The 13,244-nt window shown below is 74.2% G+C and carries 13 protein-coding genes; 7 read left to right on the top strand and 6 right to left on the bottom strand.

What is annotated here, in order from left to right:
- From KIK08_RS08255 to KIK08_RS08230, 6 genes are all read left to right on the top strand, one after another.
- Positions 1–694 (top strand): 2-oxo acid dehydrogenase subunit E2 (locus KIK08_RS08255; protein WP_214402420.1); only part of this gene is annotated, 694 nt, incomplete at its 5' end.
- The gene (locus KIK08_RS08250; RefSeq protein WP_214402419.1) at positions 691–1,575 is read left to right on the top strand and encodes a sugar phosphate isomerase/epimerase family protein; all 885 of its coding nucleotides are present in this window, start codon (positions 691–693) and stop codon (positions 1,573–1,575) included. The genes KIK08_RS08255 and KIK08_RS08250, both read left to right, overlap by 4 nt.
- A complete protein-coding gene (locus tag KIK08_RS08245; protein ID WP_214402418.1) occupies positions 1,572–2,627 on the top strand; it encodes a thiamine pyrophosphate-dependent dehydrogenase E1 component subunit alpha in 1,056 nt (351 codons plus the stop codon). Before KIK08_RS08250 ends, KIK08_RS08245 begins: the two co-directional genes overlap by 4 nt.
- A complete protein-coding gene (locus KIK08_RS08240) occupies positions 2,624–3,607 on the top strand; it encodes an alpha-ketoacid dehydrogenase subunit beta (protein WP_214402417.1) in 984 nt (327 codons plus the stop codon). The genes KIK08_RS08245 and KIK08_RS08240 overlap by 4 nt, the downstream gene beginning before the upstream one ends.
- Before the next feature lie 2 nt (positions 3,608–3,609).
- Positions 3,610–4,566 (top strand): thiamine pyrophosphate-dependent dehydrogenase E1 component subunit alpha, encoded by a 957-nt coding sequence (locus KIK08_RS08235; protein WP_214402416.1) that lies wholly within the window; start codon positions 3,610–3,612, stop codon positions 4,564–4,566.
- On the top strand, positions 4,563–5,534 hold the full coding sequence (locus tag KIK08_RS08230; protein ID WP_308257492.1) for an alpha-ketoacid dehydrogenase subunit beta: 972 nt from the start codon (positions 4,563–4,565) through the stop codon (positions 5,532–5,534). The genes KIK08_RS08235 and KIK08_RS08230 overlap by 4 nt, the downstream gene beginning before the upstream one ends.
- A 33-nt stretch (positions 5,535–5,567) precedes the next feature.
- Here KIK08_RS08230 and KIK08_RS08225 read toward each other — a convergent pair whose 3' ends face one another.
- The 6 genes from KIK08_RS08225 to KIK08_RS08200 all read right to left on the bottom strand — a co-directional run bounded on the left by KIK08_RS08225 (position 5,568) and on the right by KIK08_RS08200 (position 11,571).
- Positions 5,568–7,181, bottom strand: a complete 1,614-nt coding sequence (locus KIK08_RS08225; protein WP_214402415.1) for a thiamine pyrophosphate-binding protein — start codon at positions 7,179–7,181, stop codon at positions 5,568–5,570.
- A 25-nt stretch (positions 7,182–7,206) separates the two neighbouring features.
- On the bottom strand, positions 7,207–8,037 hold the full coding sequence (locus KIK08_RS08220) for an ABC transporter ATP-binding protein (protein ID WP_308257491.1): 831 nt from the start codon (positions 8,035–8,037) through the stop codon (positions 7,207–7,209).
- Between the two features lie 4 nt (positions 8,038–8,041).
- A complete protein-coding gene (locus tag KIK08_RS08215) occupies positions 8,042–8,845 on the bottom strand; it encodes an ABC transporter permease (RefSeq protein WP_214402414.1) in 804 nt (267 codons plus the stop codon).
- Between the two features lie 4 nt (positions 8,846–8,849).
- On the bottom strand, positions 8,850–9,662 hold the full coding sequence (locus KIK08_RS08210; RefSeq protein WP_214402413.1) for an ABC transporter permease: 813 nt from the start codon (positions 9,660–9,662) through the stop codon (positions 8,850–8,852).
- Positions 9,663–9,685: 23 nt separating this feature from the next.
- Positions 9,686–10,642 (bottom strand): ABC transporter substrate-binding protein, encoded by a 957-nt coding sequence (locus KIK08_RS08205; RefSeq protein ID WP_214402412.1) that lies wholly within the window; start codon positions 10,640–10,642, stop codon positions 9,686–9,688.
- A gap of 119 nt (positions 10,643–10,761) precedes the next feature.
- Positions 10,762–11,571, bottom strand: a complete 810-nt coding sequence (locus tag KIK08_RS08200) for an IclR family transcriptional regulator (protein ID WP_214402411.1) — start codon at positions 11,569–11,571, stop codon at positions 10,762–10,764.
- 97 nt (positions 11,572–11,668) lie between these two features.
- On the opposite strand from KIK08_RS08200, the gene KIK08_RS08195 reads away from it, so the two are divergent.
- A complete protein-coding gene (locus KIK08_RS08195; protein ID WP_214402410.1) occupies positions 11,669–13,237 on the top strand; it encodes an FAD-dependent monooxygenase in 1,569 nt (522 codons plus the stop codon).
- Positions 13,238–13,244 lie beyond the last annotated feature (7 nt).

Raw genomic sequence — 13,244 nt, 5'->3', positions numbered from 1 at the left:
CGCGGTCGTCGAGCGCACCCGGGCCCAGCGCGTCGCCGCCGAGCGGCTGGCCGCCGCGGGCGGGGTCCCCACCTTCGTGCTCATGGCCGAGGTCGACATGACCGGCTGCGCCGAGCTGCGGGCGCGGATCGCCGAGGTCCCCGGGGCCGCCGTGCCCACGGTGACCGACCTGGTCGTCACCGCCGCCGGGCGGGCGCTGCGCGAGCACCCCGCGGTGAACGCCGAGTGGCGCGACGGGGAGGTCGTCGCCCACGAGCGGGTGCACGTCGGGATGGCGGTGGACACCCCCGACGGGCTGCTCGTCCCGACCGTCACCGACGCCGGCACCCGCAGCCTGTCCGCGGTCGGCGCGGCCACCCGCGACCTCGCCGCGCGGGCCCGGGCCGGCCGGTGCACGCCCGCCGAGCTGGGCGGGGCGAGCTTCACCGTGTCGAACCTGGGCGCGTTCGGCGTCCGCGCGTTCACCGCGGTGGTCAACCCGCCGCAGGCCGCGATCCTGGCCGTGGGCGCCGCCCGCGACACCGCCGTGGTGCGCGAGGGCGCCGTGGTCGTGCGTTCGGTGATGACGGTGGCGCTGACCTGCGATCACCGCGTCCTCGACGGGGCCACCGCCGCCCGGTTCCTCACCCGGCTCACCGCCCTGCTCGACCAGCCCCTCGCCCTGGTGCTCGACCCGCAGGAGGAGGTCCCATGACCGTCGACGTGCTCGGCTCGTACTGGACCACGGCCGGGCCGGTGCAGATCGGCACCGGCCGGGAGTGGAGCCTGTTCGGCTGGCCCGAGCGCTGCGCCGAGGCCGCCGGGGTCGGGATGCGCGGGCTCGGCCTGTGGCACGCCGACCTGGAGCACCTGCTGCGGACCCACAGCCTCGCCGAGCTGCGTTCGATCTTCGTCGACCACGGGCTGGAGGTGCTGGAGCTGGAGTTCCTCAACGACTGGTTCGTCCCGCCCGGCGACCCCCGGCGCACCGCCTCCGACCAGCAGCGCGACCTGCTGTTCGGCGCCGCGGCCGAGCTCGGCGCGCACCACATCAAGCTGGGCAACCTCAAGCGCACCGAGGCCGGGCTCGACCAGCTCACCACGGCCTTCGCCGAGCTGTGCGCGGACGCGGCCGGACGCCACGGCGCGCCGCTGGCCTACGAGCTGATGCCCTTCGACGTCAACGCCGGCTCGATCGAGGCGGTGGTGCGGATCGTGGGTGGGGCCGGCGCCGCCAACGGCGGGATCGCCCTGGACACCTGGCACCTGGGCAAGATGCGGATCGCGCCCGACGAGCTGGCCACCGTCCCGGCCGACCTGCTCGGCTACGTCGAGCTCAGCGACGGGATGCGCGCCGACATGCCCGACCACAGCGTGGAGACCACCCGGTTCCGCCGGCTGCCCGGCGAGGGCGAGTTCGACATCCCCGGCTACGTCCGGGCGCTGACCGGGCTGGGCTACCGCGGCCCGTGGGGGGTCGAGGTGCTCTCCGACGACCTGCGCGCCCTGCCGATGCCGGAGATGTTCCGGCGCACCGTCGAGACCACCCGCGCCCAGCTCGACCTGGCCGGCGCGGGACAGGGAGGAACCCCGTGACCGACCCGGCGTTCGATCCTCGGGGCCTGGCCCCCGACCGGCTGGTCGAGCTGTACCGGCAGATGGTGCGCATCCGCGAGTTCGAGGAGCGGGTCAAGCGGACCTTCGCCGAGCACCCGGGGGTGATCCGCGGGCACACCCACCTGGCCGACGGGGCCGAGGCCTCGATCGTCGGGTCGGTGGCCGCGCTGCGCCCCGGCGACCAGCTGACCGCCACCTACCGCTGCCACGGCTACCCCATCGCGCTGGGCAGCGACACCGCCGCGATGATGGCCGAGATCTACGGGCGGGCGACCGGCACCTGCGGGGGGTACGGCGGCTCGATGCACCTGTGCGACCCCGAGCGCGGGTTCCTGGGCACCTCCGGCATCGTCGGCCAGGGCATCCCGCACGCCACCGGCGCGGCGTGGGCGGCGCAGATCCGCGGCGACCGCGACGTCGTCCTGGGCTTCTTCGGCGACGGCGCCAGCAAGCAGGGCGCGTTCCACGAGTCGCTCAACATCGCCGCGCTGTGGAAGCTGCCGGTGGTCTACGTCCTGGAGAACAACAGCTTCAGCGCGGGGGTGCGCACCGAGCAGGAGGACGCGAACGCCGCCGCCGGCGAGCCGCTGGCCACCAAGGCCAAGGCGTACTCGATGCCCGGCGTCACCGTCGACGGCGGCGACCCGCTGGCCGTGTACGACGCGCTGTCGGCGGCCGTCGCGCGGGCCCGGGCGGGGGAGGGACCCACGCTGGTGGAGTCGCGGGTGTACCGCCTCTCCGCGCACGGCAACTCGATCGCCCCACCGGGGGTGCCGCTGCACTACCCGGAGCACGAGGCGATCTCCCGGTTCGGCGCGGTCGAGGAGTACGAGGCGGCCAAGCGCGGCGACCCGGTGCCGCGCTTCCGGGCCGCGCTGGTCGCCGCGGGCGTGCTCGGCGACGCGCCGGCCCGCTCGATCGCCGCGGACGCCGCCGAGGAGATGCAGCACGCGGTCGACACCGCCCTGGCCGCCCCGTTCCCGGAGCCGGCGGCCGCACTGGAGCACGTGTACGCGGAGGCCCCGGCATGAGCACCCACGAGACCACCTACATCGGCGCCGTGATGGAGGCGATCGACCAGGAGATGGCCCGCGACGAGCGGGTGCTGCTGCTCGGGCAGAGCGTCGGCGGCCGACCCGACGACCCGTTCGTGCAGCGCTACGGCGAGAACCGGGTGCGGGTCACCCCGATCTCGGAGACCGCCGAGATCGGGATGGCCGTCGGCGCCGCACTGGCCGGGATGCGCCCGGTAGTGGACGCCACGATGGCGGAGTTCCTGCTGGTCGCCATGGATCAGGTGGTCAACGAGGGCAACCGGTTCCACCACATGAGCGGCGGGCGGGTGCGGGTGCCGATGGTGCTCAAGGCCGGCTACGGGTTCACCGCTGGCTGGGCGGGCCAGCACACCGGCTCGATCTACGGGATGTTCATGGGCGTGCCCGGGCTGAAGGTCGCCCTGCCCTCCACCCCGGCCGACGCGAAGGGGCTGATGGCCACCGCGATCCGCGACGACAACCCCGTGCTGTTCCTGCACCACTACCTGCTGACCCTGGACCGCGGTGAGGTGCCCGACGGCGAGCACCTGGTGCCCTTCGGGCAGGCCGTGATCCGCCGGCCGGGCGCCGACGTCACGCTGGTCGCCACCGGCTGGACCGTGCCGATGGCGCTGGCGGCGGCCGCGACGCTGGCCGCCGACGGCATCGAGGCCGAGGTGATCGACCCGCGCACGATCGCCCCGCTGGACACCGCCACCGTGCTGGCCTCGGTGCGGCGCACCGGGCGGCTGGTGCTGGTCGACCAGGCCACCCGGCACGCCTCGGTCGCCGCGGTGCTCGCCGCCGAGGTGGCCGAGGCCGGGTTCGACGCGCTGCGCGCCCCGATCGTGCAGGTCACCGGGCTGGACGCGGGGATCGCCTACAGCAGGCCGATGGAGGAGCACGTGCTGCCCGACGAGGCGAAGGTCGTCGCCGCGGTGCGCCGGGTCGTCGAACACTCCGGGACCCGGGTCTGAGCGTGGACGCCGAGCAGACCCGGGCGGTGCTGGCCATGATGTGGCGCATCCGGGCCTTCGAGGAGCGCGTCGGGCAGCTCAAGCGGGCCGACGAGGTGCACGGGCTGATCCACCTCTCGATCGGCCAGGAGGGCGTGGCCGCCGCCGTCTGCGGGCAGTTGCGCACCGCCGACGCCGTCTACAGCGGGCACCGGGCGCACGGCCACGCGCTGGCCAAGGGCGCGTCGATGGCGCGCGCGCTGGCTGAGCTGATGGGCCGCCGCGACGGGCTGTGCCGGGGGATGGGCGGGTCGATGCACCTGGTCGACGTCGAGCACGGGTTCCTGGGCGCCACCGGGGTGGTGGGCGGCAACATCCCGTTGGCACTGGGCAGCGCGCTGGCGCTGCGCGCGGCCGGCCGCGACGCGGTGGCGGTGGTGTTCTTCGGCGACGGCGCGGTGCAGGCCGGCCTGTTCGCCGAGTCGGTCAACCTGGCCGCGCTGTGGCGGCTGCCGGTGCTACTGGTATGCGAGAACAACGGCTTCGCCGAGTTCAGCCCGCGCTCGGCGCACACCCCGGTGGAACGGGTCCGCGACGTGGTCGCCCCCTTCGGGCTGGCCGGGGGCACCGTGGACGGCAACGACGTCGACGCGGTGTGGGACGCCGTGGCCGGGCTGCTCCCGGCGGTGCGGGCGGGGGAGGGGCCGGCGTTGCTGGAGTGCCTCACCCACCGGCTGCGCGGGCACTACGAGGGCGACCCCGACCGCTACCGGGAGGCCGTGTCGTCGGCCGAGTGGCGCGAGCGCGACCCCATCGCGCGCCTGCAGCGGGCGGCGACCGGCGACGGTCGCCTCGACCCGGACGAGCTGCCCGGGTTCGAGCGGGCCGCCCGCGACGAGGTGGAGCGGGCCGTGCTGGCGGCCCGGGAGAGCCCGTTCCCCGACGCCGCCCTGGCCGCATCGCTGGTGTACGGCCGGTGATCACCACCTACGCCCGGGCGATCGGTGCGGCCCTGGCCACCGCCATGCGCGCGGACCCGTCGGTGGTGGTGCTGGGCGAGGACGTCTCGGTGGGCGGTCCGTTCACCGTCACCACCGGCCTGGCCGAGGAGTTCGGCGCCGGCCGGGTGCTGGACACCCCGATCAGCGAGGCGGCGATCTGCGGCGTCGCGATCGGCGCCGCCCAGTCCGGGCTGCGCCCGGTGCTGGAGATCATGTACGTGGATTTCCTGACCCTGGCCCTCGACCAGCTGGTCAACCAGGCCGCCAAGGCCCGGTTCATGTCCGGCGGCCAGCTCGGCGTGCCGATGGTGCTGCGCACCCAGGGCGGGGCCGGGCAGCGGGGCGCGGCGCAGCACTCGCAGAGCCTGGAGAGCTGGCTGTGCCACGTGCCCGGGCTGAAGGTGGTGATGCCGAGCCGGGCCGTGGACGCGGCCGGCCTGCTGGCCTCGGCGATCGCCGACCCGGACCCGGTCGTCGTGGTGGAGAACAAGATCCTCTACCCGCGCAGGGAGCAGCTGCCCGAGGTCGTCGAGCCGGTGCCGATCGGCGTGGCGGCGACCCTGCGGCCGGGCCGGGACGTGACGGTGCTGGCGATGTCGCGGATGGTGTCGGAGTCGCTGGACGCGGCCGACCAACTGGCCGCGGAGGGCGTCGAGGTGGAGGTCGTCGACCCGCGCACGCTGGTCCCGCTGGACCTGCCCGCGGTGCTCGACTCCGTGCGGCGCACCCACCACCTGGTCGTCGCGCACGAGGCCGTCGCGCACGGCGGGTTCGGCGCGGAGATCGCCGCCACGGTGCAGAAGGCGGCGTTCGACGACCTCGACGCCCCGGTCGAACGGGTCGGGGCGCCGTTCCAGCCGATCCCGCTCAGCCCCGGCCTGGAGGACGCCTACCTGCCCGACGCCGCCTCGGTCGTGGCGGCCGTCCGGCGCGTGCTGGGGCGCTGATGGGTACGCCGGCCCGCCGCTGATGCTGGCCGGCTAGGGACCGAACGCCGCCGGGTCGGTCATCACCTCGACGAGGGTGGGGTGGTCGACCGTGCGGGCGGTGTCGAGGCACTCCCGCAGATCGGCGAGGTTGTCGACCCGCCGACCGGGCACGCCGAACGCGGTGCTGATGTCGGCGATCCGGGGGCCGGCGATGTCCACGCCGGGGTAGCGCTGCCGCGCGACCGCCTCGCCGCCGTAGCGGCGCAGCGCCGCGCCGACGGCGGCGTAGCTCTGGTTGTTCATGACCACGTAGGTGACGGGCAGGCCGCCGCGGGCCGCCGACCACAGGGCCGGCAGGCCGAACTGGAACACGCCGTCGCCGAGCACCGCCGCGACGTGCCGGTGCGGCATGCCCATCGCGATGCCGAGCGCGGCGCCCATGCCCCACCCGAGCGAGCCCGACGTCGAGACGAAGTAGTCGTCGCCGGTGTGCTGGTGCGCCCGCTGCTGCAGGATCCCGCCCGCGGTGGTGGCGTCGCCGACGATGGCCGAGCCGCGCAGCGAGTCGGTGATGACGTCGACGACGTCCGCGGGCTGGAGCGGGCCGCCCGGCGCCGACGGCGTGCGGGGCACGGCCGGCGCGGCCGGTGGGACCTCGCGCGACGGGACCGGGGGCAGTGCGTCGAACAGGGCTTCGAGCACCAGTCGCTGGTCGCCGATCAGCGCCGCGTCGACGCCGTAGATCATCCCGACGTGCTTGGGGTCGATGTGGCTGTGCACGACCGGCACTCCGGCCGGCAGCGGGGGGACGCGGGCGGGCTCGAACTCGTTGAACACGCGGGCGCCCAGGAAGGCGAGCAGGTCGGCCCGGCGCACCAGCGGGTTCCCCACCTCGTACTGGCCGCGGAAGTGCGGGTGGTCGGTCGGGAAACCGGGGCGCTCGAACCCGCGCCGGTCCTCGTGCAGGACCGGTGCCCCGAGCCGTTCGGCGAGGCGCACCAAGGCGTCGACGGCGCCGACGCGGGCGAGCTCGCTGCCGGCCACCAGGACGGGCCGCTCGGCGGCGGCGAGCAGGTCGGCCGCGGCGCGGACGGCGTCGGGCGCCGGCCGCACCCGGGAGTCGAACCGGTAGGACGCCGTGTCCGGCACGGCGACGTCGGTGGTGCTCTCCATCAGGTCCTGGCTCAGCGCCACCCAGACCGGACCCGCCGGCTCCGTCACGGCCGTGCGGAAGGCGCGGTTGACGTCCTCGGGGATCGCCGGGGCGGTGAGCGACTGCCAGTCGGACTTCACGTACTGGTGCACGAGGTCACGCATCCGGCGGGCGGTGGTGAAGCCCTCCCGGGCCTGGATCGACGACGGCTTGAGCCCGTTGAGCACGACGACGGGGGAGTAGGCGAGCTGGGCGGCGCCCAGATTGCTGAGTCCATTGGTCAGCCCGACGTTCGCGTGCAGGTAGGCCACGGTGGGACGGCGGGTGACGCGGGCGAGCCCGTCGGCCATCGACACGGCGACGCCCTCGTGGGTGGTGAGCACCAGTTCGACGTCGGTGCGCAGGACGAGTGCGTCCAGCACGGCGGCCTCGGTGCTGCCCGGGCAGGTGAACAGCCGGTCCACGCCCCAGTCGCTGATCACGTCGAGCAGGGCCTCGGCGGGTCGGGGCATGGTCGGGGTCTCCTCGCGCGGACGGTCAGGACGAGGTGGTGACGAGCTCCATCAGGTGGCGGCGCAGGCGGCCGAACGCCTCGCTCGACCGTGTGCCGAGCTGGGTGCGCGGCCGCTCCAGCGGCACGTCGACGATCTCCTGGACGCGGCTCGGGGCCCCGGTGAGCACGACGATCCGGTCGGCGAGGTACACCGCCTCGTCGATGTCGTGGGTGACGAGCACGACGGTGATGTCGAGCTCGCGGCGCACCTCGAGGATCAGGTCCTCCAGGTCGAAGCGCGTCTGGGCGTCGACCGAGGCGAACGGCTCGTCCATGAGCAGCATGTCCGGCTGCTGGGCCAGCGCCCGGGCGATCGCCACCCGCTGCTGCATGCCGCCGGAGAGCTGCCACGGGTAGCTGCGGCCGACGTCGCCGAGCCGGACGGCGTGCAGCACCTCCTGGATCCGCGCCTCCCGCTGCTGCTTCCCGACGCCGGCGACCCGCAGCGGCACCGCGACGTTGCGGTTGACGGTGAGCCACGGGAACAGCGAGCGGCTGTAGTCCTGGAAGACGACGCTGAGCCGGTCGGGGACCGCCCGCAGCGGCGTGCCCTCGAACCGGACCTCGCCCGAGGTCGGTCCGAGCAGCCCGCTCAGGCAGCGCAGCAGCGTCGTCTTGCCCGCGCCGCTGGGCCCGACCACGCAGACGAACTCGCCCCTGGCCACGTCGAAGGACACCTCGGCGATGGCGAGCTTCTCCCTCGACGTGCCGGCGTCGTAGGCCTTCGCGAGGGTGCGGACCGACAGCACCGGTTCGCCGGCCCGCTTCGCCGCCGCGACCGACGGGTCGGGGCCGGCCACCTCTGGTCGCGGCAACGGCTCAACCCTTCCGCTCGACGGCGCGAGCGCCGATGTACCAGGCCAGCACGACGCGCTCGACGGCGATGAAGACGACCGTCAGCACGCTCCCGACCAGGGCGAGGACGATGATCCCCGTCCACATCTCGGTGATGGCGAAGCGCTGCTGCGCCTCCAGGATGAAGAAGCCGATGCCCGACTGCGACGCGATCAGCTCGCTGACCACCATCATGATCACCGCGACCTGCAGGCTGTGCCGCAGCCCGGCCATGACCTGGGGCATCGCCGCGGGCACCACGACCGTCCGGACCGTCCGGAGCGCGGACATGTGCAGGACCTTCGCCGTGTCGAGCTTGAGCGGGTCGACGCCGCGCATCCCGTCCAGGGTGTTGAGCATCGTCGGCCACACCGCGGCCAGCACGATGATGGTGATCTTCATGGCCGATCCGATGCCCATGATCGCCACGATCGCCGGCAGCAGCGCCGCCGTCGGGATCACGTAGACGAAGTACAGCACGGGGGACACCGCGTCCCCGATGCGGCGGAACTTCCACAGCAGCGCGCCGACGCCGACGCCGACGACCCCGGCGACGGTGTAGCCGACGGCGAAGTGGCCCAGGCTCGACCACAGCTCGCTGCGGGCGTCACCGACGATCCACAGCGCGTGCAGGCGCTCCAGGATGCGCTGCAGCGGCGGGAAGAACGTCGACGTGCTGTCCGCCGAGAGCACCCACCAGAGCACCAGGACCGCGGCGGAGAACCACAGCCGCCAGACGTTCGACCAGACCCACCGCAGCGCGACCGCGCCGGTCACCCCACTCGACATCGCCTCACACCCCCGTCGGCGCGAGGTTGCGCTGGCTCTCGTGCCAGTGCAGGACGCGGCGCTCGAGGCGGGCGAACGCGCTGGTCACGACCACCCCGGCCACCCCGGTGACGAGGATGAGCGCGTACGTCGCCGGCAGCCGCTGCGGACCGGCGTTCACCGTCGTGAGGATGCTCAGGCCCAGGCCCTTCGCGCCGCCGATGAGCTCGGCGATGATCGTCAGGATCAGCCCGACGGCCGCGGCGACCCGCAGACCGGTCGCGATGAACGGCGCGGCACTGGGCAGGGTCACGCCGACGAACCGGCGCACCCCCCGCAGCCGCAGCACGACGGCCGTGTCCCGGACGACCGGGTCGACCGCGCGGACCCCGTAGATGACCTGGATGGTCAGCGGCCAGAACACCCCGAACGCGACGAGGAAGACCTTCATCTGCAGCGTGGCGCCCCAGACGACGATGGCCAGCGGCAGGATCGCGATGACCGGGACCGTCTTGAGGAACTCGACGACGGGGATGACGCTGAGGTAGGCGAAGCGGTTCAGGCCGAGCAGGGTGCCGACCAGGACGGCCAGCGAGGCGCCGATCGCCAGGCCGGTCGCCCAGCCCCGCACGGTGTGCCAGAGCGCGGTCCACAGGTCGGCGGACACCAGTTGGCGCGCCAGCTCCGCCATCGTGTCCGTCATGCTCGGGAACGAGCTCGCGTCCAGCGAGCCGGAGGCGCTGAGGTACTCCCAGCCCGCGAGCACGGCGACGACGACCGCCGTCCGCGCCGCGATCGACGACCAGCGCGCGCCCACCCGGCCGCTGTCGGCGCTCACGTCATCCCTCCTGCCCGGGGCGGTTATCGCGGCGGCTGCCAGACCGTGTCGGCCGGGTCCACGGTGCCCTCGATCGCGCCCTGCGCGCGCATCAGCTCCTGGATGGCCGCGATCGAGTCCAGGTTGATCTCCGGCACGTAGTTGCTCGGGATGATCTGCGCCTGCGCCTGCTCGGGGCTGAGCCCGAGGTGCTCGACCAGCGTCGCCTTCGCCTCGTCCTCGTGGTCCTTGGCGTAGGTGATCGCCTCGGTCATGACCTCCTGGAAGCTGCGCGCGACCTCGGGGTTCGCGGTGAGGTACGCGTCCGTCGCGGCGTAGCAGTAGATCGTTCCGGTGGGGAAGAGGTCCGAGCTCGGGTTGGCCAGCGTGACCGCTCCGGCGTCGAGCGCGGTCTCCACGTAGGGCGAGGTGATCACCGCGGCGTCGACCCGCCCGTCGGCGAGCGCCTGCGGCATCTGCGGGAAGGGCATCGCGATGTACTCGGTGCCGGTGGCCCCGGCGTCCTCGATGAGCTTCCTGGCGCCGATCAGGTTGATGCTGGCCAACTGCACGACGGCGACCGTCCGGCCGGACAGGTCGTCGAGCGAGTCGATGCCGCTGCCGGCCGCGGCGACCAGCGCGCTGGAGTCACGGTCCGGGCTGACCTGGCCGTCGATCGGGCTCACGCACTTGATCGGCGTGCCCTCCCGGTTCGCGTTGATCAGCACCGGCGTGGTGACGAAGCCGAACTCGGCCTGCTCGGCGACCAGCGAGGCCACGACCGGGACGGGCGAGGCCGCGGGCTCCACGGTCACGCTGAGACCGCGCTCGGCGAACATCCCGCGTTCCATGGCCATGAACAGCACGGCGTTCGGGCTGAACGGCACGATGCCCACGGTCACCTCGGTCAGCTCGCCGCCGTCGGGGCCCGTGGCGCCACCGCAGGCGGCGGCCAGCACCGCGACGGCGGCCAGCACGCACGGCGTCAGACGGTTGCGCATGTCGGCCTCCCGAGGGCGAGATGCCGGTCACACTAGGGTCGCGGCGGGAGAGATGTCCACGCATGCGGACTCATGTGGGAGCTAATTCCGCTAGGTCGAACGATCGCTCCGAGCACGGGCTATTCGGGCGCGCGCAGCCGCTCCAGCACCATCTCGGCGCCGCGCTGCACGGCCGGGGCGAACGCGCGGATCCCGTCCAGGCTGGTCACCCGACTGCTCGGGGCGGCCACGCCCAGCCCGGCCAGCGGTTGGCCGACGGTGTCGCGCAGCGCCACCGCGACCGCGCACACCCCGTCGGTGCTCTCCTCCCAGTTCAGCGCGTAGCCCTGCGTCCGGACGACCGCGATCTCGGCACGCAGCGCGGCGACCTCGGTGAGGGCGGCGGAGGTGGTGGCGGGCGGCAACTCGGCGCCGGGGTAGCGCCGGTCCAGTTCCGCGTCGGACAACCCGGCCAGGATCGCCTTGCCGACCGCGGACGCGTGCGCGGGCCGGACCACCCCGATGCGGTTGCCGACCCGGACCGAGCGCGGGCTCTCGACGCAGTCGAGGAAGCGCACCATCGTCCCCTCCAGCACGGCGAGGCTCGCGGTCTCCTGCGTCGTGTCCTGGATGTGTTCGAGCACGGGACGGGCGACGCGGCGGATGTCGATGCGGCTCACCGCGGCCAGGCCGATCTCGTAGAGCGCCGGACCCGGCCGGTACGCCCCGTTGGGGCGGTCCTGCATCACGAAGCCCCGCCTGCGCAGCGCCGTCAGGAGGCGGTGTGCGGTCGAGCGGGCGACCCCGAGCAGGTCGGCCGCCTCGGCCACGCGCAACGCCTGGTGCTCCCCGACGAGTTGCAGCAGCCACAGCGCGTTGTCCACGGACGTCGACGTCGCGCCGTCGGAGGCCGGAGCGGCAGGCGTCCTGCGGCGAGGCGGATTCGACATGCGGGAATTCTAGGTGAGTTCCTTCGTGGGATGCGGAATCGTGGCTAGCCTGCCTGCATGGCGCGGCCCCGCGGGTCCGTCGCGATCAGGGGGACGCATGGCGGACGGGCACCGGGTGGTGATCGTGGGGGCCGGCCCGGTCGGTGCCGGGCTCGCGCTCGAACTGGGGTTGCGCGGTGTGCGGTGCGCGCTGGTCGAGCGGCGGACCGGGCTCGGCACCATCCCCAAGGGGCAGAACCTCACCCAGCGCAGTTTCGAGCACTTCCGGTCGTGGGGTGTGGCCGAGCGGGTGCGGGCCGCGGCGGTGATGCCGCCGGGGTGCCCCACCGGGATGGTGACGGTGTACGGGGACCTGCGGGGTGAGCACTGGCTGGCTCCGCGCGGCCGCGAGGCGGTGAGCGCCTACTACGCGCAGGCGAACGGCCGGCTGCCGCAGTACCGCACCGAGCGGGTGCTGCGCGAGCGGATCGCGGAGGTCGAGCCGATCGACGTCCTCCTCGGTTGGCGGGCCGTCGAGGTCGGTGCGGACGCCGACGGCGTCCGGGTGCTCGTGGAGAACGAGGGGGAGCGGTCGGTGCTGCGGGGCGACTACCTCGTCGGCTGCGACGGCGGGCGTTCGCTGGTGCGCGAGCGCAGCGGCATCGCGCGCCACGGCACCGACTTCGACGCGCTGATGGCGCTGGTGGTGTTCCGGTCGCCGGAGCTGGACCGGGCCCTGCGCCGGTTCCCCGAGCAGGCGACGTACCGGATCATGCACCCGGACCTGCGCGGCTTCTGGCGGTTCTTCGGCCGCGTCGACCCGGCGAGCGGGTTCTTCTTCCACGCCCCGGTGCCCCGCGCCGCCGCGGCCGACCTGGACGTGCGGCGGGTCCTGCACGAGGCCGCCGGCTTCGAGTTCGCCTGCGAGATCGAGCACACGGGCTGGTGGGACCTGCGGGTCCGGATCGCCGACAGCTACCGGTCGGGGCGGGTCTTCCTGGCCGGCGACGCCGCCCACACCCACCCGCCCTACGGCGGGTTCGGGCTCAACACCGGGCTGGAGGACGCGGTCAACCTCGGGTGGAAGCTGTCCGCGGTGCTGGACGGATGGGCGGGCGACGCCCTGCTCGACTCCTACACCGCGGAGCGCCGGGCGGTCGTCGACGACATCGCCGAGAACGTCATCGCCGCGACGATCCGGCAGGAGGCGGCGTTCCTCCGGGCGCACGACCCCGGCCGCGACGGGGACGGCTTCGCGGCCGGCCTGCGCACGCTGCTCGACGAGACCGCGACCCGGCTGCGCGAGGTCGAGCCGCACTACGAGGGCTCCCCGGTCGTGGTCGGCCCGGCCGGCGGCACGTCCGGCGCCCGGGGTGCGCACTCGTTCGCCGCGCGGGCGGGCCACCACCTCGCGCCCGGGCCGCTGTCGGACGGCCGTGACGTCTTCGACGCGCTCGGCAGGGGCTGCACCCTGCTGGCCCTGGACGCCGACCCGACCGGCTTCGCGGCGGCGGCCGAAGCCGTGCGGCTACCGCTGACCGTCGTCCGGGACACCCGCGACGGGCCGCTCGGGGCGTACCGGGCCGGGCTGGTCCTGGTCCGCCCGGACCAGTACGTGGCGTGGGCGGGCGACGAGGCGCCGGCCGACCCGGCCGGGATCCTGCGCCGGGTGGCGGGCCGGCCTTGACCGCTGA

The organism is Pseudonocardia lacus, assembly GCF_018531445.1.
Taxonomy (GTDB): Bacteria; Actinomycetota; Actinomycetes; order Mycobacteriales; family Pseudonocardiaceae; genus Pseudonocardia; species Pseudonocardia lacus.
The sequence above is the reverse complement of the archived record's forward strand: the minus strand, read 5'-3'. Positions and strand labels throughout refer to the sequence as shown.

Bases quoted from the DNA above. Each gene is read 5' to 3' on its own strand.
- KIK08_RS08250 (WP_214402419.1), top strand. From the start codon at position 691: ATGACCGTCGACGTGCTCGGCTCGTACTGGACCACGGCCGGGCCGGTG.
- KIK08_RS08240 (WP_214402417.1), top strand. From the start codon at position 2,624: ATGAGCACCCACGAGACCACCTACATCGGCGCCGTGATGGAGGCGATC.
- KIK08_RS08225 (WP_214402415.1), bottom strand. From the start codon at position 7,181: ATGCCCCGACCCGCCGAGGCCCTGCTCGACGTGATCAGCGACTGGGGC.
- KIK08_RS08215 (WP_214402414.1), bottom strand. From the start codon at position 8,845: ATGTCGAGTGGGGTGACCGGCGCGGTCGCGCTGCGGTGGGTCTGGTCG.
- KIK08_RS08205 (WP_214402412.1), bottom strand. From the start codon at position 10,642: ATGCGCAACCGTCTGACGCCGTGCGTGCTGGCCGCCGTCGCGGTGCTG.
- KIK08_RS08200 (WP_214402411.1), bottom strand. From the start codon at position 11,571: ATGTCGAATCCGCCTCGCCGCAGGACGCCTGCCGCTCCGGCCTCCGAC.
- KIK08_RS08195 (WP_214402410.1), top strand. From the start codon at position 11,669: ATGGCGGACGGGCACCGGGTGGTGATCGTGGGGGCCGGCCCGGTCGGT.